Annotated in this window: 17 protein-coding genes; 8 read left to right on the top strand and 9 right to left on the bottom strand. The window is 45.8% G+C overall.

All coding sequences use genetic code 11. The annotated features are described in order from the left end of the window. Positions 1-21: 21 nt before the first annotated feature. Together NFI80_RS06470 and NFI80_RS06465 are read left to right on the top strand one after the other, a co-directional pair. Positions 22-915 (top strand): hydroxypyruvate isomerase family protein, encoded by an 894-nt coding sequence (locus tag NFI80_RS06470; protein ID WP_235163747.1) that lies wholly within the window; start codon positions 22-24, stop codon positions 913-915. A gap of 25 nt (positions 916-940) precedes the next feature. Continuing rightward, positions 941-1,807 (top strand): hydroxypyruvate isomerase family protein, encoded by an 867-nt coding sequence (locus NFI80_RS06465; protein WP_235163748.1) that lies wholly within the window; start codon positions 941-943, stop codon positions 1,805-1,807. A gap of 379 nt (positions 1,808-2,186) precedes the next feature. Here the strand turns inward: NFI80_RS06465 and NFI80_RS06460 are convergent, their stop codons facing one another. Then, positions 2,187-3,647 carry a tetratricopeptide repeat protein gene (locus tag NFI80_RS06460; RefSeq protein WP_233798371.1) on the bottom strand — a complete coding sequence of 487 codons (1,461 nt, stop codon included), beginning with the start codon at positions 3,645-3,647 and terminating at the stop codon, positions 2,187-2,189. Positions 3,648-3,720: 73 nt separating this feature from the next. Further along, positions 3,721-6,357 carry a DNA gyrase subunit A gene (gyrA, locus tag NFI80_RS06455; RefSeq protein WP_233798370.1) on the bottom strand — a complete coding sequence of 879 codons (2,637 nt, stop codon included), beginning with the start codon at positions 6,355-6,357 and terminating at the stop codon, positions 3,721-3,723. Positions 6,358-6,636: 279 nt separating this feature from the next. On the opposite strand from gyrA, the gene NFI80_RS06450 reads away from it, so the two are divergent. From NFI80_RS06450 to NFI80_RS06430, 5 genes are all read left to right on the top strand, one after another. Next, complete coding sequence (locus NFI80_RS06450) at positions 6,637-7,941, top strand: gluconate:H+ symporter (protein WP_235158665.1); 1,305 nt, start codon at positions 6,637-6,639, stop codon at positions 7,939-7,941. A 72-nt stretch (positions 7,942-8,013) separates the two neighbouring features. After that, complete coding sequence (locus NFI80_RS06445; RefSeq protein ID WP_235158664.1) at positions 8,014-8,490, top strand: RidA family protein; 477 nt, start codon at positions 8,014-8,016, stop codon at positions 8,488-8,490. A gap of 1 nt (position 8,491) precedes the next feature. Beyond that, positions 8,492-9,601, top strand: coding sequence for a D-TA family PLP-dependent enzyme (locus tag NFI80_RS06440; RefSeq protein WP_235158663.1), 1,110 nt, complete (start codon positions 8,492-8,494; stop codon positions 9,599-9,601). Positions 9,602-9,623: 22 nt separating this feature from the next. Further along, positions 9,624-10,694, top strand: coding sequence for a dipeptidase (locus NFI80_RS06435; RefSeq protein ID WP_235158661.1), 1,071 nt, complete (start codon positions 9,624-9,626; stop codon positions 10,692-10,694). Positions 10,695-10,933: 239 nt separating this feature from the next. Further along, on the top strand, positions 10,934-11,185 hold the full coding sequence (locus tag NFI80_RS06430; RefSeq protein ID WP_026632066.1) for a hypothetical protein: 252 nt from the start codon (positions 10,934-10,936) through the stop codon (positions 11,183-11,185). Here NFI80_RS06430 and NFI80_RS06425 read toward each other — a convergent pair. The 3 genes from NFI80_RS06425 to NFI80_RS06415 all read right to left on the bottom strand — a co-directional run bounded on the left by NFI80_RS06425 (position 11,182) and on the right by NFI80_RS06415 (position 14,652). Beyond that, on the bottom strand, positions 11,182-11,754 hold the full coding sequence (locus NFI80_RS06425) for a DinB family protein (protein WP_235158660.1): 573 nt from the start codon (positions 11,752-11,754) through the stop codon (positions 11,182-11,184). The two genes, NFI80_RS06430 and NFI80_RS06425, sit on opposite strands and share 4 nt — an antisense overlap. Before the next feature lie 68 nt (positions 11,755-11,822). Further along, positions 11,823-12,407: a Crp/Fnr family transcriptional regulator gene (locus NFI80_RS06420; RefSeq protein WP_235158659.1), complete on the bottom strand. Its 585-nt coding sequence runs from the start codon at positions 12,405-12,407 to the stop codon at positions 11,823-11,825. Between the two features lie 7 nt (positions 12,408-12,414). Continuing rightward, positions 12,415-14,652, bottom strand: a complete 2,238-nt coding sequence (locus NFI80_RS06415) for a bifunctional alpha,alpha-trehalose-phosphate synthase (UDP-forming)/trehalose-phosphatase (protein ID WP_235163749.1) — start codon at positions 14,650-14,652, stop codon at positions 12,415-12,417. Positions 14,653-15,045: 393 nt separating this feature from the next. Here NFI80_RS06415 and NFI80_RS06410 point away from each other — a divergent pair, with 393 nt between their 5' ends. Then, a complete protein-coding gene (locus NFI80_RS06410; RefSeq protein ID WP_235163750.1) occupies positions 15,046-16,758 on the top strand; it encodes a helix-turn-helix transcriptional regulator in 1,713 nt (570 codons plus the stop codon). A 405-nt stretch (positions 16,759-17,163) separates the two neighbouring features. Here the strand turns inward: NFI80_RS06410 and NFI80_RS06405 are convergent, their stop codons facing one another. From NFI80_RS06405 to NFI80_RS06390, 4 genes are all read right to left on the bottom strand, one after another. After that, positions 17,164-20,247, bottom strand: a complete 3,084-nt coding sequence (locus NFI80_RS06405) for an efflux RND transporter permease subunit (RefSeq protein ID WP_235163751.1) — start codon at positions 20,245-20,247, stop codon at positions 17,164-17,166. An 18-nt stretch (positions 20,248-20,265) separates the two neighbouring features. Next, entirely contained in the window at positions 20,266-21,303 is a 1,038-nt protein-coding gene (locus tag NFI80_RS06400) for an efflux RND transporter periplasmic adaptor subunit (protein ID WP_235163752.1), read from the bottom strand. Between the two features lie 14 nt (positions 21,304-21,317). Beyond that, positions 21,318-22,625, bottom strand: coding sequence for a TolC family protein (locus NFI80_RS06395; protein WP_235163753.1), 1,308 nt, complete (start codon positions 22,623-22,625; stop codon positions 21,318-21,320). A 102-nt stretch (positions 22,626-22,727) separates the two neighbouring features. Further along, a complete protein-coding gene (locus NFI80_RS06390; protein WP_235163754.1) occupies positions 22,728-23,342 on the bottom strand; it encodes a TetR/AcrR family transcriptional regulator in 615 nt (204 codons plus the stop codon). Positions 23,343-23,452 lie beyond the last annotated feature (110 nt).

Raw genomic sequence — 23,452 nt, 5'->3', positions numbered from 1 at the left:
TCCACAATTTTCTGCATGCAAATGAAACGTATCGAAAGACGTTCTGTTTTAAAAAATATTGCCACCAGCGCGGGATTAATGACTTTACCGGTTTCTTTGGCAGAAGCATTTGCCGCATCGGAAAAAGCATTAGGTCCGAAACTCAATGGCAAGATCAATCACTCCGTTTGTAAATGGTGCTATGGGAAGATCCCTCTGGAAACTTTCGCACAGGACTGCAAGAAAATCGGCATAACTTCCATAGAGCTTCTGGGGCCTGCCGAATGGCCGATCATTAAAAAGCACGGACTAACCTGCGCGTTGCCATGGGGCGAGGGCCTGACCAGAAATATTGAAAAAGGCTTTAACGATCCAGCTAACCATGAGGAGCTAATCAAAGGTTTTGAAGATGTGATCCCAAAAGTTCGGGCGGCAGGTTATGACAAAATTATTTGCTTTTCGGGAAACCGCCGGGGCATGTCTGACACAGACGGCTTGCGTAACTGCGCGGTCGGACTCAAAAAACTAATCCCAACTGCGGAAAAGCACAATGTAACTTTGGTAATGGAATTGCTCAACAGCAAGGTGAACCACCGGGATTACCAGTGCGACCGGACAGAGTGGGGGGCAGCCCTTTGCGATATGGTTGGCTCGGAGAAATTCAAGCTTCTTTACGACATCTATCACATGCAAATTCAGGAAGGTGACGTGATTGCGACAATCAAAAAATACCACAAATACATTGCCCATTATCACACAGGCGGCGTTCCCGGACGGAATGAAATTGACGAAACGCAGGAATTGTATTACCCTACGATCATGAAAGCAATCGTCGAAACCGGTTACAAAGGCTTTGTAGGTCAGGAGTTTATTCCAAGCCGTAAAGATGACATCGCATCGTTGAAACAGGGTGTAACCATTTGTGACATCGCCTGATATTTATTTTAAAATACTTACTTATATGTCTACGAGACGATCTGTATTAAAGAGTTTAGCCGCAGGCATCGGCGTGCTTTCACTGTCCGAAGTTTTTGCTGCAAATGAAAAAGCCTTAGGTTCAAAACTAAATGGCAAGATTAATCATTCGGTTTGTAAATGGTGTTATGGCAAAATTCCGCTGGACACCTTTGCAAAAGAATGTAAGGAAATGGGCATAACGTCCATCGAATTACTAGGTCCAGAAGATTGGCCAACACTTAAAAAATATGGCCTGACCTGTGCATTGCCAAACGGCGCCGGGATGGGAATTGAAAAAGGCTTTAATGATCTTGCATTACATGACGAGCTTGTAAAAAGCTACGAAGATCTTTTTCCCAAATTAAAGGAAGCGGGATATTCAACAGTCATTTGTTTTTCGGGCAACCGACGTGGCATGTCCGACATTGACGGTATGCGTAACTGTGCAATCGGATTAAGAAGGTTAATGCCCTCGGCCGAAAAGCATGGAATTACTATGATCATGGAATTGCTGAACAGTAAGGTGAACCACAAAGATTACATGTGCGATCATACTTCATGGGGTGCAGGCTTGTGCGAAATGGTTGGCTCTGAAAACTTTAAGTTGCTCTACGACATTTATCACATGTCCATTATGGAGGGCGATGTCATAGCAACGATCAAAAAATATCACAAATACATCGGTCATTATCACACTGGGGGAGTTCCTGGCAGAAATGAAATTGACGAAGGGCAAGAGTTGTATTACCCGGCTATCATGAAGGCCATTGTCGACACCGGCTATAAAGGTTTTGTCGCGCAGGAATTTATTCCAAAACGTGAACCGCTGGCTTCCCTAAAACAATGTGTACAGATCTGTGACATTGCCTGATTGAAAACTTAATGAAATCGAGATCGTCATTTAAACACGATCTCGATTTCATTTCAATATTCTTTACCAAAAGCCCGTTTCTTGACTTTTAGCAGCATAAATCAAAATGACGATTGTCATTTTACCGATCTAAAAATGCCTCTATTAATGCTCAATATCAGTCAAATAAGCTTCAAATAGCCGAAATCGATCGCCCTTAGAATTGAATAGAACAACCCATCCCGCATCTTAGACTGATATAACGAATTCTAATTGACATATACCTGAACTAAAATTCAGGACCCATTTGTTGTATAATTTATATTATGTTAAATAGACTTTGCTAAATGAAACAAGCGCCTATTCAGCGCTTGTTTCATTTATTATATCAATAAACTTCTTACTCTTCAACGCAAGCAACTTGTTTTGCAGCGAACTGCTCAAGAACTCCGTTTACAGTAGTCAAGTTATCTTTTGCCTCAGCTTCGTCTTTCGCTTGGATAGCTTTTTCAAAATATGGCTTCGCCTTTTTGAACTTACCACAAACACGACCTTCGATTTCTTTGCCGCGTTGCTGATACTCAGTCATGTTCATATTGTCAACTTCGCCTTTCAATTGTACAGCTTCGTTGAAATAGAAAACACCAAGGTTATACAAAGCGTCATAATTTGCACCGTCGATCTCCAATGCTTTCTTGTAGTTCGCAATAGCTTTCTCGCTCGCGTCTTTTTGCTTCGCTTTCAAGTCTGCCAATTGTTTTTCAGATCCTGACGATGCACTGCTTTGTGCAGCTTCCGTCGCAGATTTCACTTCGCCTTCCATTGTTGCAATGGTTGCGATCGTTTCTTTTTTCTTAGCATTTACATCTGCGAGCTGACGTTTCAGATCCGCATTTTTTGGCTGCTTCTTAATCAACGCACCAATACGTTTCACCTCGCCGTCATAAACTTCGATCTTGCTTTTTTCTGCTTCCAGGTTTTTAGTCAGACTTGCAGCTGATTTACTTCCTGAACCCATCTTAGCACTCAACTGCTTCACGCTGTCCGCAGCAGTGCGCTGCATGTTATCGTAAAGAATTGCAAGGTTAACCACGTTCTGAATATTTTTAGGATCAGCTTGTGCCAATGCTTCCAGTTCGCTGATCGCCTTAGACTCATTACCTGACGCCAAAAGAATGTTAACAACTTCTGCTTTCAGGTCTTTGTTGTTTGGCGACTGCGCTAATCCTTTGTTCAAAGCTTCAATCGCTTTGTCGAAGTTTTTCTCTTCACGATATAGCTGTGCCAATCCGTAGAATACGCTTGGATCTTTACCGCCATTTGCAGCATATTTTTCGAATTGCTCTCTTGCAACGTCTTTCTTATCAAGCTGTTGCGCAGCAATTCCGCCGTAAAGCGAAGCCAGCGTATCTTTCTTATTGATTTCCTGAGCAGCTGTGAACATTTCAAGAGCACCGTTCAGGTTTTTGGCCTGGTATTTTTCAGCACCCTGCTTTACAAATGCATTGAAAAGTTGAGATCCCTCTCCGCCTGCAAGCACATTTTCAGCTTCCTTCGCAGACTTACCAGGTTCACCTTTTTTAGTTTTGTCAAGCTCCACAACCTTTTTGTAAGCTTCTAAAGACGTTTTGGCTGCACTTGAATCTACTTCTGATCCCTGCAAAGCAATGTTTTCATACAATTTTGCTCTTTCCATCCAGAATGAAGCCTTTGCACTAGCCTTTGCATCAGTCAGGTCTTTATCGCTTTTCTCTTTATCCTTACGAAACTGGTCTACAACAGCCTTGTTTACAGCATCGTCCTGCGCAAACGCTGACATACTGAAAAGGCTAAGTGCAGACACAAAAAACAATTTTTTCATAAATATTAAACTTTGGTTGTGATTGATTGTTCGAATTCTAAATATAGATCAATTAAAATAATTTTTACAAAAATCATGCCTCTGGCTCGTCAGAAGGATCATTTTCATCTTCTTCGTCGTCTTCATCTTCAATCACATCTTCTTCATCATCCAACTCTTCTGCCTGCTCATCCGCCGAGACGATGATCATGTCCGAAGTTCCTTCTATCGCTGCCGACGGGATTACGTTTCCGTTCTCATCCAGTTCTTCCGCTTTTTCGTCCGGATCTTTCAGGATTCGTGTAACCGAAGTAATTTCGTCCGAATTGTTCAGACGGATCAACTTAACCCCCTGCGTGTTACGGCCGGCCAGACGAATGTCCAATACGCTCATTCTGATCGCAATTCCATTTCTGGTAATGATCATCAGATCATCCTGCTCAGTAACTTCACGGATTGCTACCAATTTACCCACTTTGTCGGTGGCATTCATGGTCGAAACCCCTTTCCCACCACGCTTGGTAATGCGGTAACTATCTATTGCAGAACGTTTTCCAAAACCATTTTCAGAAACAACAAGCAGCTGGGCATCTTCGCGGTTGATACAAACCATTCCGATTACTTTGTTATCCGCATCGTTCAGATTGATACCACGAACACCTGCGGCAGTTCTGCCCATTGGTCGAACTCCTTTTTCATTGAAACGAACAGCACGTCCTGCACTCGATGCGATAACGATGTCATTGTCGCCATTGGTAAGCGCAACATTCAACAGTCTGTCGCCTTCGTTAATTGAGATTGCAATAATTCCGTTTGTTCTCGGACGAGAGTATGCTTCCAGCAAAGTTTTCTTGATTGTGCCCTGCTGCGTACACATAATGAGGTAATTATTGTTGATATAATCCGCATCCGACAATGTGCGAACGTTGATCACTGAACGAATGGAATCTCCATTTTCCAGGCTGATCAAATTCTGGATCGGGCGGCCTTTGGATTGCTTGCTTCCTTCGGGAACTTCATAAACCTTCATCCAGAACAATTTACCATATTCGGTAAATATCAGCAGGTAATTCAGCATCGTTGCCGAGAACAAATGTTCGGTAAAGTCTGTATCCTTGGTTTTTACTCCGCGGGACCCTACTCCACCCCTTGTCTGCGTGCGATACTCTGCTAATGGTGTTCTTTTGATATAACCTTCATTCGAGATTGTGATCAGCATTTCGTCATCCGGGATCATATCCTCGTCGCTGAATTCTTCCGCTGAAAACTCGATCTTAGTACGGCGCTCGTCGCCGTAACGATCTTTAATCTCTCCTAATTCCGTTCTGATAATGTCATACTTGCGTGATTCATTTGCAAGAATGTCTTTCAAATCCGTAATCAAAACCATGATCTCTTCGTATTCCTTCACGATTTTGTCTCTTTCAAGACCTGTTAACCGTTGCAGACGAAGTTCAAGAATCGCTTTGGCCTGAATCTCGCTCAGTTCAAACGACTCCATCAAACCTGTTTTTGCGATTTCCGGATCACGTGCGTTACGGATCAATGTAATAACGGCATCCAGGTTATCCAGCGCAATCAGCAAACCTTGCAAGATATGCGCTCTCTTTTCTGCTTCGCGAAGTTCATACTCGGTACGACGTGTGATAACCACAATCCGGTGATCAACATAATGCTTGATCAGGTCTTTCAGATTAAGCGTTACCGGACGTCCTTTGACCAACGCCACATTGTTCACACCAAAGCTCGATTGCAGCGGCGTGTATTTGAACAAGTGGTTCAATACAATATTAGGAACTGCATCTTTTTTCAAATCAAAAACAATGCGCATCCCGTCCCGGTCAGATTCATCGCGGATGTCCGAAATGCCGTCCAGTTTTTTATCATTAATAAGGCCTGCAATGCGTTCGATCATCGCGGCTTTATTGGTCATGTAAGGAATCTCCGTAATGATGATTTGCTCCCTACCTGTTTTTGAAACCTCAAATGACGCCTTGGAACGCATAATAATGCTTCCGCGGCCAGTTTCAAAAGCAGACCTAACGCCCTGGTAACCATATATAATCCCTCCCGTTGGAAAATCAGGCGCCTTCACGTGCTCCATCAATTCGGGAATGGTAATCTCGTTATTGTCAATGTAAGCCAGGACTCCATCGATAACTTCCGATAAGTTATGAGGTGCCATATTGGTGGCCATACCCACGGCAATACCGGAGGAACCATTGACCAATAAATTCGGAAATTTAGCGGGAAGAACCGACGGCTCGGATAAGGAATCGTCGAAGTTAGGCTGGAAATCAACCGTGTCTTTACCCAGGTCATTCAGCAGCTCGTCGGCAAGGCGTTTCAGTCTTGCTTCGGTGTAACGCATTGCCGCCGGATTATCTCCATCCACCGAACCGAAGTTACCCTGGCCGTCAACCAGCGGGTAGCGCAACGACCACGGCTGGGCCATACGCACCATTGTATTATAAACAGACGAGTCACCATGCGGGTGATACTTACCCAAAACCTCCCCTACTATACGAGCCGACTTTTTATGCGAGCGATTGTAATTCACACCCAAATCCGACATCCCGTATAACACACGCCTGTGAACCGGTTTCAAACCATCGCGAACGTCGGGCAAAGCGCGGGAAATAATAACTGACATCGAGTAATCGATGTATGCTCCACGCATTTCATCCTCAATATTAATGGGGATAATGTTTTCACCAGAAGATTCTGCCATAAAGAATTAGAAAAGAATCGAAAATTTAAACGAGCAGCTGAAAAGTCCAACTACCCAATGAATTAATACTATAATGTAAGTTCTAAAAAGTCAAATTTCGCTATTTTAAAGCATTCTAACAAACTATCTTTTGTGCTATTTCAGCATTCCTTTCGTATATCGGTGATCCTTCGGATTTTAAGGAAAGAATGTGCTTTCAAAACTTAATTGGCTTCTATCATTAAATTTTAGTTTCTTCCAGCTTATTACCTAAATGCTTACTTTTCTCCCAATTCCATTATGCCTTTATTACTGACATTTATTGCCATACTCGCCCTCATTGCCCTCATTGCCTGGCTCAAAATCGACACTTTCATCTCCTTCCTGCTCGTCTCCATCGGACTTGGCCTGGCTAGCGGGCTGGATGTGGAGACGGTTAGCAAAGCCATCCAAAAAGGCGTTGGCGGAACACTAGGCGACCTTGTTTTGATTGTCGGTTTCGGTGCAATGTTGGGGAAAATGGTTGCGGACAGCGGAGCGGCACAAAGGATCACAGATGCGCTAATCGGGCTTTTCGGGAAAAAATACATTCAATGGGGCATGGCGCTGGCCGGGTTTGTGATAGGCATTCCCTTGTTCTATAATGCTGGTTTTGTGATCGTCATTCCTTTGATATTCATGATCAGCGCCACTGCGCGCCTTCCTTTATTATATGTGGGTGTGCCAATGCTTTCCGCTTTGTCGGTTGCGCACGGCTATCTTCCGCCCCACCCCTCGCCTGCCGCCATTGCCAGCCAGCTTAATGCGGATCTCGGACAAACATTATTATACGGGATCATGGTCTCCATTCCTGCAATCGCCGTAGCCGGGCCGCTTTTCGGCAGCACCCTGAAACGTTTCCAACCAAAACCAGACGAAGATCTTTTCAATGTAAAACCACGGCCAACAGCCGAGTTACCCGGATTGGGAATCAGTGTGGTAACCGCTCTGTTACCTGTATTTTTGCTGACGAGTATGTCGGGCGTAAAACGCATTTATCCTGACAATAAGATCATTGGCCTGCTTGCCGAACCCTATTTCGGAATGTTAATCTCTGTATTGTTTGCTGCTTATGTGCTTGGGATCCGTCGCGGAATGAATATGAAGCATGTCAGCAAATCCATGGAAGAAGCATTTAAGGGCGTATCCGTAATCCTGCTGATCATTGCCGGAGCTGGGGTTTTCAAAGAAATCATGACAGCGAGCGGCGTAAGCACTTATATAGCCGAAAGCCTGAAAGGCGTCGACATTTCGCCCCTGATATTAAGCTGGGGGATTGCTGCGATCATCCGCATTTGCGTAGGGTCAGCAACCGTTGCCGGACTCACCACGGTGGGCATACTTTCGCCGTTGCTGGTAACTTCAGATGTTTCTCCCGAACTGCTCGTATTGTCCATTGGTTCAGGTAGTTTAATGTTCTCCCACCTGAACGATGGCGGCTTTTGGCTGTTCAAAGAATATTTCAATTTAAGCATCAAAGACACTCTGCTTACCTGGTCAGTTATGGAAACAATTGTGTCTATAATGGGATTGCTGGGCGTTTTAGTACTAAATTTGTTTGTTTAGAAGTTTAATTTTGAATGAGTGAATGAGAAAAACATTCAGTCATTCACTCATTCGCTCATTCACTCAATAAAAATGAACAACACCCCTGAATCCAACTTCGCTGCTCTTGGCCTTAGTCTTCCTCCAGCTCCAAAGCCACTTGGCGTTTACAAGCCTCTTCTGATCGTCGACAAACGCTGGGTTTACGTTTCAGGACACGGAACGGTCCAGGATGACGGAACATTAATCAAAGGACGGATCGGTAAGGATATGGACGCAGACGCAGGAAAGCTGGCAGCGCGCCAGGTTGGATTGACGATCCTGTCGACTTTAAAAGCAAACCTGGGAAGCCTGAACCGGATCAAGCGCGTAATCAAAATTTTAGGCATGGTCAATTGCACACCCGACTTTGAAAAACACCCCTTCATCATCAACGGATGCAGCGAACTTTTTGCTAAAATCTGGGGCGAAGAAAACGGAATCGGCGTTAGAAGCGCGGTGGGAATGGGAAGCCTTCCTGATAACATTCCGGTGGAGATTGAGGTGATGTTTGAGCTTGAAGAAAAATAATATGTGGTTCAAACTTAACAACCCCGACGAAGTCATTTCCCCTTCCCTGCTATTCTATAAGGATCGGATCGAAAACAATATCCGCGGCATGATAAGCATTGCCGGTGACGCCGACAGGCTTATTCCCCACGTAAAGACGCATAAATCCGGAGAAATCGTAAAAATGCAGCTGGAACAGGGCATCAGTAAGTTCAAATGCGCCACGATCGCAGAAGCCGAAATGCTTGCCGATGCCGGTGCAAAATGGATTTTGCTTGCTTACCAGATGGTTGGCCCGAACATTACCCGACTGTCGGCTCTGCGTGAAAAATTCCAGGATGTGAGTTTCGCTTCCCTCGTCGACAACGAGAAGTCGACGGACGACCTCAATAAACTGGGCATTGCCAGTGATGTTATTTTCAATGTATATATTGATGTAAATAATGGCATGAACCGTTCGGGACACGTTACCGACGTCACATTGCTTTCCTTATATCGTTACATTTCCGGACTGTCCAACGTTTCCTTCGGCGGCGTTCATGTGTATGATGGTCATCTGCGTCATCCCGAATTTTCGGATCGTAAACTGGCTGTGGATGAAGCATTCGAAACTGTCCTTCCACTCTTTGACCTGATCAAAAACCATACGGGCAATGCGCCCATGATCATCGCCGGCGGCTCTCCGTCATTTACCGTACACGCCATGCGCCCGGATGTGTATCTGAGCCCGGGCACAAATGTGCTTTGGGACTGGGGTTATGGCGACCGGTTTGATAGTCAGCCATTCGAGCACGCAGCACTGGTCCTGACCCGCGTTGTGTCCAAACCCACGGCTGGCATTGTCACCATTGATCTGGGTCATAAAGCCATTGCGCCCGAAAGTCCGATTGAAAACAGGTTTAAACTGCTCAACCTGCCGAGCTATACATTGATGGGACAGAGCGAGGAACATGGCGTTTTGCAGGTTACGCAAGACGTTTGGGATGCTACGGAGATCGGCGATGTGCTCTATGCCCTGCCCTATCACGTCTGCCCGACGGTTGCATTGCATGACTTTGCCTCCGTCATTGAAGACGGAGCAGTGACCGACGAGTGGAAAATCGTGGCCCGTAACAGACGCCTGACCATTTAATTCAATTCCTAAACAAAATAAAATGTTTCTTTTCGACGCCCATCTCGACCTTTCCATGAATGCGGTGGAATGGAACCGGGACCTTACCCAGGATTTAAATGCGATCCGACAACGTGAAGCAAACCTGACCGATAAACCAGACCGCGGCAAAGGCGTTGTCAGTTTTCCCGAAATGCGTAAAGGCAACATTGGCATGTGCGTAGCAACACAGATCGCCCGTTTAGTGAAACCCGACAGCAAAATTCCAGGCTGGCATTCGCAGGCACAGGCATGGGCGCAAACGCAGGCGCAAATCGCTTGGTACAAAGCAATGGAAGAAGCCGGTGAAATGGTGCAGATTGTCGATCTTCCCGGCTTACATCAACATTTAGATCTCTGGAAAAATGCGGCGTCGACCGAAAACCTGCCGATTGGCTATATCCTGAGTCTCGAAGGGGCCGATTCCTTTATCAGCCTCAAAAACCTGGAAATCGCCTACCAATACGGCCTGCGGGCGATCGGACCGGCACATTATGGTCCGGGCGTGTACGCTTACGGGACAGATTCCGACCAGCCATTATCGCAAAAAGGGAAAGATCTGCTGCGTGAAATGGAAAAGCTGAATATTATTTTGGACGCGACACACTTGTGCGATACGGCGTTCTGGGAGGCGCTGGATATTTTCAAGGGTCCTGTGTGGGCCAGTCATAACCTGGTTCGGAAGATTACGCCGCATAACAGGCAGTTTTCGGACGAAATGATCAGGGAGCTGCTCGAAAGAAAAGCAGTTATCGGCATGGCGTTCGATGCGTGGATGATGATTCCGGGCTGGATCCGCGGAAAATCGACCCCGGAAAATATGGGCTTGAAGATCGAGCATGTGGCCGAACATATCGACCATATCTGCCAGCTTGCAGGAAATGCATTGCAAGTCGGGATCGGCTCCGATCTGGATGGTGCATATGGAAAAGAACAATCGCCAATGGACCTGGATTCCATTGCCGACCTGCAATCGATAACCGGGATTTTATCTGGAAGAGGTTACTCGGCTGCGGATATTGAACAAATCATGTGGCGCAACTGGGTTGATTTTCTGGATCGTAGCTGGAAATGATTTACTTCGGAAAAATCTAATAAAATCTTAATATTCCAATAATATTATTTAGAGAAAAGCTTCGCAACTTGCATAAGAGTTGTGAAGCTTTTTTTTGTAATGCATTTTAAGATAAATTAACAATTACTTATTTGTAATTATTATAAATAAGCGCCATCTTTGATAAACGTTAGTAGGCCAATATTCCAATGCTTGACCAGGCTTCATTCCGGACTATCCCTTCATAAATTTCGACTAACATGCGTAATACATATAAAATATCATTTCGAACCAAAATAAAGAACAACAAGTCCTTCCAGCGATTGCACGACTGCCTTAAACAACTGAATGTGAAGCACTGGGCTTACGATTTTCAGGATTTGTTATTGACCCTAACCTCAGAGTTATCTGATTTTTCAAAGATCCAGGCGGTCTTACGTTCAGCGGGATACGTTTGTCATTTTGTAAAGCTGGAAAATCTGAGCGAACCGAAGGGACTGTCGCTTACCTAGCCAATTTTTGCCGCTTTTGCGCCCATCAAATTCCGTTTTGCCTGTTGCATATGCCGCTCATTGTGGGCAATCAGAAACTGAAACACATCTCCAAGCCGAAGCCTGATCAGCTTGGAGATGGATATGGGAATGTTAATTTCACCAAGATCCTTATTACGGGCCTTCCTGATATAGTCCATTAATGCTTCCTGTTGCCTCAAAAATTCCCCCACAACTTTCGGGCCGTTCAGATCCGAGGCAGGAATATGACCTGTCATTGCCTTATATTTCTTTTTACCAGTTTCCGGATCCATCATGTTGGTAAAATATGCGCCAAACCAGGAGCTTTTGAACTCCGAAGTATTTCCATCTGCTGCGTGCAGTAAATTTTTTTCAATGTGTGGTAAATAAAAGTCTCCATAACTATTGAGATGGTCCAGACATTGTGCTATGCTCCAGCCACCAGTTGGGGACGGCTTGTTCAGATCGGCATTGCTTAGGTTCTGAAAGAGGGCAATGGCTTCGGAAATGTGCTCCTCTACCCTATCTTCCAGGTTTCGGAGCAGTTCTGCTTTGTTTACAGGTTTCATTTTGCTATTGTTTTATAATGCAAAAATGAGAACCGCGGCGGGATAATTTTTTGGTAAAAACCAACATTTCAAATCCTGACCTTATTTATCAACTTACTAAAATTCGTTGCGTCTATGCCCAGGTAATTGGCCAGATACTTGTGTGGCACGAGCTGTAATATGTGCGGGCTGCGGCGAAGCAAGTTCCGGAATTTATCTTCCGAAGAAAAGCACTGCACTTCCACCAGTCTTTCCAGGATGCCGGAAAGCGTTTGGGTTACGCCAAGCCGGACCATATCGGCAATTGCCGGGTGCTTAGCCATCATTGCTTGCAAGTCGTTGACGGGAGCTCGCAGAAATTCTGATGGGGTAAGTGTTTCGTAATAATACCGCGAAGGCTGGCCCAGGAGCAATGAATCCACAACGCCACCAAACGAAGGCGGGTACATGAAAGCCAGTGTTGCCTCGCGGTGCTGATCGTCCAGATAATAAACCCGCTGAATGCCTTTGACGACGAAATACAAATAATTTTCGGTTTGGCCAGCCGTCGTAACGACTTCCTTACGACCGGCTGTATACGGTTTCCATATTCCCGAAAATGCATCCCAGTCTTCGTCATTCAGCGGCCTGACTGATTCTATAAGTTTTCGCAGCAGCCGAAGCTCTTCTTGCATGTCTTTTTTATTCCGCGATGGATGAAACCATAAAGTTAAGAAAATGGAAAACTTCTTCCTGGCTTTTAATGTGGTTTCTGGCTGCGGACAAATCGTCGCCGATCTTGATCGTGAAAGCAGTTTCGGGAAGCGCTTCGAACATATCCTCGTCCGTAGTGTCATCCCCGATGGCCAGTACAAAGTCATAGTTCCCATTTTCAACAAAGCTCCGGGCTGCGGTTCCTTTGTTAAATGCGGTCTTTTTAACTTCGACAACTTTGCTACCATCGATAACCTGCAAATTCAGCTCCGGTTGAATGTAATTTTTGAGTTGCCAGAGCAGCTCCTGCGCACGTCTCTGTGCATATTCCTTATCATCGGCTGTCCGGTAGTGCCATGCTAGCGAAGTTTCTTTTTCCTCAACAAATGCACCCGGGCACCGTTTGGCATAAATATCCATGATCGGACGGATGCTCTCCTTCCAGTTTTCTTCATAGCTCTCGTTCAAATCCCACTGGTCGCTTCCCTTGGTGCGTATTAGCGCCCCATGTTCGGCAATGATATGAACAGGAAGGTCCTTAAAGAGATTATCCAGAAAATGACGATCACGTCCGCTGATGATAATGACCGTATCCCTTTTCGCAATTTCCAGGATCAGCTTCTTAACATCCTCCGATACAATGGCTTTGGAAGGATCCGGCACGATTGGTGCCAGGGTGCCATCGTAGTCAAAGAAAAGGATACGATTGGTCGCAGATGTATACGCATGACGAATGGCGTCGATGCCTTTATTGGTAAGAAAAACCTGTCTCAGGCGCTCGTGTTCTTGTTCTAACATGGTCATTTGGGTAAAAAAGTCTTCTGTCCAGGCAAATACGTCGTACGCTTTGATACGCTCACGCATGGCATCCATCCGCTTTGTCTGTTCCTCTTCGGGCATTTCAAAAGCTATTTTAATGGCGTCCGCAATGTCCTGGACATCAAGTGGATTAATAATTAATGCCTCTCCGAGTTCCGCAGCCGCGCCGGCCATTTCACTCAGGATCAGCACACCTTTCCGGTCCTTGCGGCTTGCCACATATTCCTTGCAAACAAGATTCATACCGTCGCGGACAGGTGTGATCAATGCAACATCGCTTGCCGTGTACATGCCTACCAGTTCATGGTAAGGCATTGAGCGATACTGATATATGATCGGTTGCCAGTAAATGTTTCCATAATCCGCATTAATGCGGCCCACCGTCTGGTCGATCTCCGATTTCATCTGCTGATACTGCTCGATGGTGTCCCTGGAAGGAACCACGACCATAACGAACGAAACTTTTTCGTGCCATTGCGGATATCTTTCCAAAAAACGCTGAAAACCGCGCAGCCGGTGGATTATGCCTTTGGAATAATCCAGCCTGTCCACCGAAAATATGATCTTCTGATTCAGAGATTGCCTTACTTCGTTGCGCGCCTCTGCAACCATAGGTTCGTCGTACGCATCATTGAATTTATCAAAATCTACGCTGATGGGGAATGAATCCACTTTCACGATCCGGTTGCTCATGTTAATGTAATGCAGCTTATTTCCATAGCCCGACACAAGCCGCGCTGCTTTCAGGAAATATTCAACATAGTCATTTGTATGAAAACCAACCACGTCCGCGCCCAAAATTCCATTCACAATGGCCTTACGCCAGGTAACGGGCAGCAAGCGGAACAGTTCGAACGACGGGAAAGGAATATGGAAAAAGAATCCTATCTTATTATCGGGGAATTTACTGCGGATCATTTCGGGCAGCAGCATCAGCTGATAATCCTGTACCCAAACCACGTCACCCGGTTGGATGATTTCCTGAATTTTATCAAAAAACAGCTTATTAGCAATTTGATAAGCCTCAAAATATTCATCATTGAACCGCGCGAGGGAAGGAAAATAATGGCATAGCGGCCAGATCAGATTGTTGCAGAAACCCTCGTAGTAATTTTCATTCACATCATCCGGAATAAAAACCGGGTGCGCCTGAAAGTCATCATTAGTAAGCGATTGGCCTTCCAATTCTTCCCTGGTGTTCTCCGAGAAACCAACCCACTGGATCTTTTCACCCTCGTTGAATACAGGCCCATTTTTATCTTTAACCAGGGAGAGTACAGCCGATACAAGGCCCCCTGAATTTTGGAATAATTGCACCTGATCGTTTTCCTTAATGATTTTAAATGGCAATCGATAGGCTACAATGATTAATCTTCCTTCGTTTTTCTGTTGTTTTAAATTTTCCATAGAACTCTAATAAAATTATAAAACTTATGCCAAGTCTCATTTTAGCAACTGAAATGAAAAATTTGATGTGGTCGGGATTTGTATTAGCTTAGCACCTGCAACCTCTTTCATCATTTTATCGGAACCGATTTATCGTGGCACCATCTGTTTACAGTTGAGTTGCAAGCAATTAATTTTGCTGTTTTCCATAAATTAAAGTGATGGCTGAACACAAATACAGGTTTTCAAAACCTAAGATTAGTCAAGGACTACAATTGTGTAACCGCAGATTAATACTGTGCCACTCTTTTGTTGTGGGTTGCGGGCGGTCAGAAATGGCCGCCATTTTTTAAACACATTTGCCTTCGGTGGCAAACAGGCTCAACAACCCAAACCTAACCCTCCCGAACATTAATGAAACGCATTTTTAGTAAATGTTTCATTTTATTATGCCTTCTATTTTCAGCATTTGTTGCTGATGCTCAATTCGATAACATTGTAAATAAGCCCCCCATCGAGCGCTATACGGCGCTCCGGCGATTTATTGACCTTCACATCAATAACGGTGATAGCGCAGCCGGTTACAAATCACTGGAAACGCTCAAACAAGTCGCTGCGAAGAACAACGATGACGATTTGGTCCTGGAAGCAGAATTTATGAAGATCATGCTGAATCGGGAAGTTGATAAGAAAGCTTCCAAGCGGCATATTCTGGATCTTAAAGCCTTAGTAGCAAAATCTTACGATGCCGGGAACATGCAGATCCATCTCCGGGCGAGAAGGTTCCTGGCGCATTTGTATTGGTATGACACAAAAAATTATGAGCGCGCATTTGAGGAATATTTGACCATACACCCGCTGCTAACAAAGATCTCAGATAAGCAATTTCCAGAAAAAGCATACTTCCTTACCCAGATCGGCGAAGCTTACTATTATTTCGGCGATTACAAAAATGCCATCAGTTTTTCACGGGAAGCGTTGACGGCCAATGTTATTCAGGAACATCGTGGCGTGCATAACACCGCATTGAACACTATCGGCCTGAGCTACATTAAAACCGGATTTATAGAATCTGCTGATTATTATTTCAAAAGGATCCTGCAAAATGTGGGCATTGACGACTACAATGTCTGGAAAGGCATCGCGCTTGGAGACCTGGGCCATACGGCTTATCTGCGTGGAAAATACGTGGAGGCGATCCCACTTTTGGAAGCAAATGTCGATCAGGCTGTGCTTATTTCGGATTACAGTCAGGTTGCCAGATCACGCGCAATGCTTGCCGACATTCACTTTCGGCAGAACAATATTGCGAAGGCTGAAAAAGAGATGCACCTGGCGCGGGAAGCTGTGGCACGTTGCGGGAATGACAAGCCGCTCGAACTGCTTTACCAGGTTTACGGCAAAGTCCACGCCGCAAGGGGCCGCTTCGCCTTAACCAATGTTTATCTCGACTCTGCGGCGCGCATCAGGAACATTTTTGAACAGGATTTCAATTCGATCCAGATGCTCCGGGCCGGAGAAAAGGCACAGATACAGGCACACCGGTCCGCTATGGAGCGAATCGCCACTGAAAAGCAGATCAAAACATTGGAGCGGAATATCCTGCTCATTCTGGTGCTGCTGCTGGTTGTAGTCGCATTGTATTTTTATAAAACCCATTATTACAAAAACCGTGAAAAACAGCGTGCTATCAACGATCAGCTCGCCAAAGCGGAACAGGAACTAAACTTTGCTTCCATACAGCTGGAAGAGTTTACGCGAAGCATTTCGGAAAAAACCCAGCTTGTGGAAGAGCTCAGCGCGCGGTACGGCATGAACCAGAGCGAGGAAACCGTTCAGGAATTGCAGAACATTACGATCCTGACCGACGAACAATGGGAGTATTTCAGAAGTCTGTTTGAAAAAATACACGTTGGTTACCTCTCGCGGTTAAGGGAAAAGCTTCCCGGTCTTACGCCTGCCGAAACCCGGTTCATGGCGCTTGCCAAACTGAATCTTACCTATAAAGAAATGGCCAGCACGCTCGGAATTTCCGTGCAAAGTGTCCGCGTAATCCGCCACAGGATCCGCAAAAAACTGAACCTCCCGGAAGAATCGGATTTGAGAGATGTGGTTACTACAATCTGAGGGAGTAACCGAAAACTGAATCGAAAAGATAACCCGCAAGCTATCAGTGCATTTCAAATTGGAATGTTTTTGGAATGCTCCAATTTCAGGTCTGCAAGGGGGTTATTCCTACATTTGAAGTGTTAGACATCTTCTCAGTGAAATCCATGCGACTGGTCAAGTACAAGTATTTCTTTCTGCAATCCTTCCTGCTTATCCTCTTATTAATTCTCTCGGTCTGCCGATGGCACAGCGGACAAGTGGGGAACGCACAAAAGAAGACTCGGATGCACCAGGAAATGTCTGACCAACTTAGTGCACGTTAATCCCTCCTCGTCATATGTTATTACCGGCACCAGCAATAGAACCGCGTTACTCTTGCTGGTGCCGTTTTTTGGATTCTACCAATGACCTGGGCCGACAATTTTAAAACTGAGGTTCCAGGATCGCTTCTTCCTTAGCGACATGCTCGATCGACGGCGGAAGAAGTTTGTACATCACCGGCGTAACAAGCCGCGAAAGCAATGTAGAACTGATCAATCCGCCGATTAACACCAGCGCCAGGGGCGAATAAAGCGCGCTGTATTCGAACACAAGCGGCAGCAAACCACCAATCGCGGTCATCGAAGTAAGCAGGATCGGCACAAACCGGATTTCCCCGGCTTCAATAATGGCTTCTTCAATCCCCATTCCCTGTGCACGCAGCTGGTTGGTAAAGTCCACAACCAGCAGTGAGTTTTTCACCTCAATGCCTACTAATGCTATAAAACCGATCGTTGCCGTGAAAGAAAGCGTCTCACCGGTCAGGAAAAGCATTGCCAGGCCGCCTACTATGCCCAAAGGGATCACGGAAAGCACGATCACAATGCTCTTGAATGTCTTGAATTCCAAAATTAATACACCCAAAAAACCGAATATGGTAACCAGAATGATTAAGCCTAAACCGCCAAAGCTTTCTTGCTGGCTTTCTTTTTCACCTGCCACAGTAAAGGTCTGGCCATCTGCAAATTTGAACTGCCCGAGCTTGGCTGTAATGTCCTCGTTGATGCGCTGCACATTGTAACCCGGCTTCACAAAGGACGAAACCGTGACATAGCGGTCCTTATCATAATGCCGGATCTGGTTTGGTGAGCTTTCAAATTCAATGTTGGCCACATTCTTCAAGGGAATGTTCGCGCCGGATGCGGACGTGACATATAATTTGTCAAAAACACTATAATCCTGGATAGTCGCATTCCGGGAAACAGACACATTCACATTATAATTATCTGCTTTTCCAACATCCTCGCGATACGTGGCTACATTCAGTCCCGCCGTGCCGAGCCGCACAGTGCGGTCAATGTCGGCCGATGAAATGCCCAGCGTTCCTGCTTTCTCCTTATTGATGTTCACTTTTAAGTCTGTGGGCTGCACTTGCAGGGGATTGTTCACATAGATCGTTCCTTCCACCTTGCTCAGCATATCAGCCACGCGGAATGCGGTTTTTCGCAGATCGTCAAGATTTTCGCCATAAATGCGGTAAGCAAGCGGCGCCTCAATCAGCGGGCCTTGCTCAAAATCCTTCACCTTGATTTCCGCACCCGGGTAACGTTCCAGCTTTTTTCTTAACCGCTCGATAACCTCCACTTTTTCCTCCGTTTCGAGTCCTTCCACCTGCACAAAAATCTCTGCAAAATTCTCACTTTCATTTCGCTGGATAACATTGTAATAGACTCTTGGATTTCCTTTTCCCACATTGGTCGCAAACGAAGTGATCTGGGGTTCCTGTTTTAAAATCCCTTCGACATAGCGTGTCACCTGGTTCGTCTTTTTCAAATTGGTGCCCTGCGGTGTTTCAATGTCGATAAGGAACATTGGTTTTTCTGATTTTGGAAACAAACTATTCCCGATCAGTGGGACAAGTGCGAGTGAACCTGCGAAGATCAACCCGGCCAGCACCAATGTAACAGCAGGCCATTTCAATGCTTTATCCAAAAGACTTCCGTAAGTTTTGTGAATGCCTTTCTTCATGCCGCGCAGCAAAAAGTTACCTTCCGCGCTCGCATGCTTTTTCAAAATAATGCTGGACAAAAACGGAACGATCGTAAGCGACACCAGCATGGATGCGAAAACCGTGGTAATTACAGAAAGCGGCAGACTTCTGATAAAATCGCCCGCGCCTTCCGGCAGGAAAACAAGTGGTAAGAAGGCAAAAATCAATAAAATCGTACAACCCACAACCGCCATACCGATCTGCGAGGATGCTTTCACGGCTGCCTCGACGCGGCCATAACCCATCCGCAAATAACGCTCAATGTTCTCGACCACCACTATGCTGTCGTCCACCAGGATCCCTAAGGCCACAATCATCCCTACAATGCTCAGTTGGTTGATATTATAACCCAGCAAGTTCATCATTGTAAGCCCGATACTGAGTGAAAGCGGAATGGAAATCATCACCACCACCGAAGCCCGAGAACCCAGCGGCAGCAAAGTCAGCAACACAAGCAGTATGGCAATGCCAAAATCCCTTGCGAAATGAGATAAACGAATGTCAACGCTTTTGGCCTGATCAAAAACTTTAACCAGATCAATGTTCGACGGGAGCTCCTTTTCAAAGCTCGCAACAATGGGTGAAACCTGGTCCTGGACTGCTATAATGTTCTCACCTTCTTTCTGGCTTACATTCACGAAGCTGCACCGGAAACCGTTCAAGCGTGTAATGTGCGTTTCGTCTTCATAGCCCAGCTTCACATCCGCAACGTCTTTCAGGTAAACGATCTTCCCGCCGGACGTAGATACAACTGTGTTTGCGACCTCTTCCAGCGTCCGGTAATTTCCGCTGGTCTTAATGTTCAGCTTTTTGGTCGCCATACTGATGCTGCCCCCCGGAATGTTCACATTCTCGCTCTGTAAGGCACTGATGATCTGGTTCTGCGTAAGCTTTTGCTGGGCAATTTTTTCCAAATTGAGGCTAACCTTCACCTGGCGTTCCGGAAAGCCGGCATACTCGACCTTTTTCAACGATTTGACCTTTTCAAGTCGCTCCTTAAATTCTTTGGAATACTTTTTCAGCTGCGCATAGGAAGCATTTTCGCTGATCAATGCATATTGGTAAATGCTCACGTCCGACGGGATCTGCTTATTGATCCGAATGTCGTTAATGTCCGCAGGCAAGCTGTTTCTCAGACTATTGATCTCGCGAACCAGCTCCTGGTATTTGTCATCAGGATCGGAACTGTATTTGTACTGCACCTGCATCACGGCCAGCCCGTCGTTGATGTCCGTAATCACGTGCTTCATATCGTCCAGCTCGTTGATCTTTTTTTCCATCGGGTCCACCACCAGCTGCTCCATATCTTTCGGACTGGCACCGGGGTAAACAATGACGACGGTGAACTGAGGCGGATGAATGTCGGGATCTTCGCTGCGCGGCATCGTGAAGAGCGAATAAACGCCCAGCGCCAGCACGGCCAGGAAAATCACCAATGTAAACTGGTAATTCTTAACGGCAAATTCAGGTAATTTCATGACGTAGGGGTTTGAATGTTACTGAACTATTTTGATTGCCGAGCCATCTGCCAGATAAGCTGAACCTTCCCGGATGATCTGCGCACCGGCATCAATCCCCGAAAGAATAAACGCCTTCTCCCCTTCCAGAAACGCTACTTTAACCTGCTTTTTCAATGCTTTCCCATTCGCTGCCACAAACACAAAAGCGCTGTCGCTTTCGCCCTCTATCAAGGCATCCACCGGGACGGATATCATCTCTGTCTTTTGTTTCGGATAAATGCTAACCTTAGCAAAAAGACCGTTTGCGAGCTTAGCGGGCTGCTTATCCAGCCGGATTTCGGCCTGATATAAACCTGAACCCGCATCGCTGCCTTGTGAGAGTGTTGCAATGCTTCCTGAAAAAGTTTGCGGATAAGCGTCAAAGACGATTTCTGCTTTTTCGCCGCCTTTCAAGCGCGTCCAATCCTTATCCGTTAAGCCGCACTTGATCACCCAATCCTTGTTATTTGTGCTGCTGATATACAACACCGGCGAACCGCCCGCCACTTGCTCGCCGGGATTCTTCAACTTTTGAATCACCACGCCGTCCGTTGTCGCGTAAATTTTAGCCTGCGAGAGGTTGAAGCGGACAATGTCCAGTTGCTTTTCGGCCACATGCAAGGTGGTAAGGCTGTTTTCCAGCTGTTCTTTTGTATTTACGCTGTCGCGAAACAGGTTCTGGGTGCGTTGGGCGTCACGCTTGGCTTTCATAAAATTCTCCTCTGCCTGTGCCATTTGCGCTGCAAATTCTGTGGCATTAAGTGTTGCCAAAAGCTGTCCTTTACGCACTTTGTCGCCTTCTTTTACCAGGATAGTATTAATAATTCCACCTACTTTAAAGGACAGGTTTGCCTCATTTTCAGTGCCAAGCAAGCCCGAAGTCTGCACGGGTTGCGACTGGGTTAATGCTGCTGAACTGATGATTTTTACGGGAATAGTCGGGTCCGTTTCTTCCACTTTCTTTTCTTCCTTGCACGCAAGCAGCGTGGCTGACAGGATGAGCATCATCATGCCCGTCTTGATCGTATTTTTCATGGCATATTTTAAGTTTAGAATGAATAACTGGCTTGCGCACGCTCCAACTCTGCGGAACGTGTCTGCATGATCATATAGGAAATACTTTGCTGCAACTGGTCACTGATGAGCCTGTTTTGCGCATCAAGTAACTCAATGTAAAGCAATTGGCCTTCGCGGTAAAGCTTCTGCTGATCCTGGTAATATTGCTGGGAAAGTGCCGTTTGACTTTTGGATGCCTGGTATATTTTGATGGCTGCATTCAGTTTGTTAGCAGCCGTCTGCGCTTCCAGTTCCAGCTGCTGCTCCGCCTGACTGATGCGCTCGCCCGTCACTTTACCATCCAGTAGTGCCTGCTTGGTTCGGTATTGCGTGCGGTTACCCGCAAAAACGCGCCAGTCGAGCGTAAGCCCGAACAGATAATAACGCGTATCATTGTTAAAATTGAGGAAATCACCTTGTGAACCCAGGTCTATAAACGTTGCTAACCTTGGCAGGGCAGTCCCTTTTTCCAGCTGGGCGGAAAGCGTGTTGATCCTGCCCAGCGATTCCAGTTTCAACAATTCCTCGCGTTTGGCCAATGTGCCTGCTCCCGCCGCCAGCTCGGTCTGGATGTTGTCGCCGGTTTCTATTTTAGAGTCCAGCGGCGTGTTCAGCAGGAAGTTGAAATAAGCCGCTGCGCTTTTGGATTGATACCTGGCTTCTTCCAATTTTGCTTCCAACCCGATCAGTTCATTCTCCGAGCGGCTCACAACTGTCCTTATTGCCTTATCATTACTCACGAGCACGCGATTGAAGCGCAGGTTTTCCCGGGCCAGGGTTACGGCGCTTTCCAGGATGCGGATCGCTTCTTCGGATTGCAGGTAAGCATAGTAACCAAGCTTGATTTCCTTGACCAATTCGCGCTTATACACATCATAATCAGCCTGTTGGAAATGGATTTGTTCCTTTCGGATTTTGGTATTAACCCCTATTTCCGGATTGTAGAGCGGCAGCGAGGTGCGGAATTTGGCGTCATAGTAATTGTTGGGATTAAATGTCTGGTTTACATTCTCGACCTGCGGAAATGCCGACGAGCTCGTCAGCTGGTTTAATGATGTGTAAACCGGATTCAGCAGATCACCGATCGGAATGCTGATCTTCCTTCCTCCGCGTGAGTCCAGATAGGATGTGTTGAAATTGACTTCCGGCAGGAAATAACTTTTGGCTTCTTTCAGTGCATACAGGCTCTTTTGCAGCAAAAAATCCTGTTGTTTCAATCCCTGGTTATTCTTCAATCCCTGGCTTATGTAAGCATCCAGTACGCGGTTTTGCGCAAAAAGCGTTTGGGTAATAAAAGTCATTACTGCGAAAAGGAGCAGTTTTTGACGTAGACGGTCAGGCCACTTACTGAGATGTAAATGACGTTTATTTAGTGAACACTGTTTACTCATGGCTAAATTTTTTTACACTCTCAGGTTTTCTAAAAAAAAGTTGACGGAGCTTTCCATCATGTGAAGCATTACATCGTTAGGCATATCCATAATGGACAATCTTTCACGCACATACAGGGAGACCAACCCGTGCCCAAAGCACCACACGGATATCGCAAGGACGTATTTGTCCATCGGTTTGATAAGATTCGCTTCCAGGCAGGCGGCGATCGTATCCACCACATATTCAAATGCACATTCACCGGCATCCCATTTTTCCTCAGATTTGATCTGCGAGAGCGGTGCGCGCATGATAAACATCAGATCGTAGTAGTCGGGATTGTCCATCGCGAACTTGACATAAGTTTTGCATACAGCGATCAATCGGTCAAAAGCGTTTTCGATTCCATCGTGCTTGCGGAACTGCTTGTCCAGTAATGCGAATGCATTTTCGTGGATGACGTAAAAAATTTCATCCTTGTCTTTAAAATACAAATAAATGGTAGCCGGGCTGTATTCAATGTCCTCCGCAATGGTCCGGATGGAGGTTTTGTCATAACCCTGCTTTAAAAACAGCTGCGTGGCGGAATCAATGATCAGATTGCGCATATCCTGCCTCTCCCGCTCTTTTCTCTCCTTGATCGCCATATTTCAGTGTTTTCGTCGTAAATATAATAAACAGTGTTTAGTAAAATCATTTTACCAAAAAAAAATATTTTTCACACTCAAAAACCTGCTGACATACTGCTGTCATAAGG

Source organism: Dyadobacter chenhuakuii, assembly GCF_023821985.2.
Classification (GTDB): Bacteria; Bacteroidota; Bacteroidia; order Cytophagales; family Spirosomataceae; genus Dyadobacter; species Dyadobacter chenhuakuii.
The sequence above is the reverse complement of the archived record's forward strand: the minus strand, read 5'-3'. Positions and strand labels throughout refer to the sequence as shown.

Coding starts and splice junctions, on each gene's coding strand:
- NFI80_RS06470 (WP_235163747.1), top strand. CDS start 22: ATGAAACGTATCGAAAGACGTTCTGTTTTAAAAAATATTGCCACCAGC.
- NFI80_RS06465 (WP_235163748.1), top strand. CDS start 941: ATGTCTACGAGACGATCTGTATTAAAGAGTTTAGCCGCAGGCATCGGC.
- NFI80_RS06460 (WP_233798371.1), bottom strand. CDS start 3,647: ATGAAAAAATTGTTTTTTGTGTCTGCACTTAGCCTTTTCAGTATGTCA.
- gyrA (WP_233798370.1), bottom strand. CDS start 6,357: ATGGCAGAATCTTCTGGTGAAAACATTATCCCCATTAATATTGAGGAT.
- NFI80_RS06450 (WP_235158665.1), top strand. CDS start 6,637: ATGCCTTTATTACTGACATTTATTGCCATACTCGCCCTCATTGCCCTC.
- NFI80_RS06445 (WP_235158664.1), top strand. CDS start 8,014: ATGAACAACACCCCTGAATCCAACTTCGCTGCTCTTGGCCTTAGTCTT.
- NFI80_RS06440 (WP_235158663.1), top strand. CDS start 8,492: ATGTGGTTCAAACTTAACAACCCCGACGAAGTCATTTCCCCTTCCCTG.
- NFI80_RS06435 (WP_235158661.1), top strand. CDS start 9,624: ATGTTTCTTTTCGACGCCCATCTCGACCTTTCCATGAATGCGGTGGAA.
- NFI80_RS06430 (WP_026632066.1), top strand. CDS start 10,934: ATGCGTAATACATATAAAATATCATTTCGAACCAAAATAAAGAACAAC.
- NFI80_RS06425 (WP_235158660.1), bottom strand. CDS start 11,754: ATGAAACCTGTAAACAAAGCAGAACTGCTCCGAAACCTGGAAGATAGG.
- NFI80_RS06420 (WP_235158659.1), bottom strand. CDS start 12,407: ATGCAAGAAGAGCTTCGGCTGCTGCGAAAACTTATAGAATCAGTCAGG.
- NFI80_RS06415 (WP_235163749.1), bottom strand. CDS start 14,652: ATGGAAAATTTAAAACAACAGAAAAACGAAGGAAGATTAATCATTGTA.
- NFI80_RS06410 (WP_235163750.1), top strand. CDS start 15,046: ATGAAACGCATTTTTAGTAAATGTTTCATTTTATTATGCCTTCTATTT.
- NFI80_RS06405 (WP_235163751.1), bottom strand. CDS start 20,247: ATGAAATTACCTGAATTTGCCGTTAAGAATTACCAGTTTACATTGGTG.
- NFI80_RS06400 (WP_235163752.1), bottom strand. CDS start 21,303: ATGAAAAATACGATCAAGACGGGCATGATGATGCTCATCCTGTCAGCC.
- NFI80_RS06395 (WP_235163753.1), bottom strand. CDS start 22,625: ATGACTTTTATTACCCAAACGCTTTTTGCGCAAAACCGCGTACTGGAT.
- NFI80_RS06390 (WP_235163754.1), bottom strand. CDS start 23,342: ATGGCGATCAAGGAGAGAAAAGAGCGGGAGAGGCAGGATATGCGCAAT.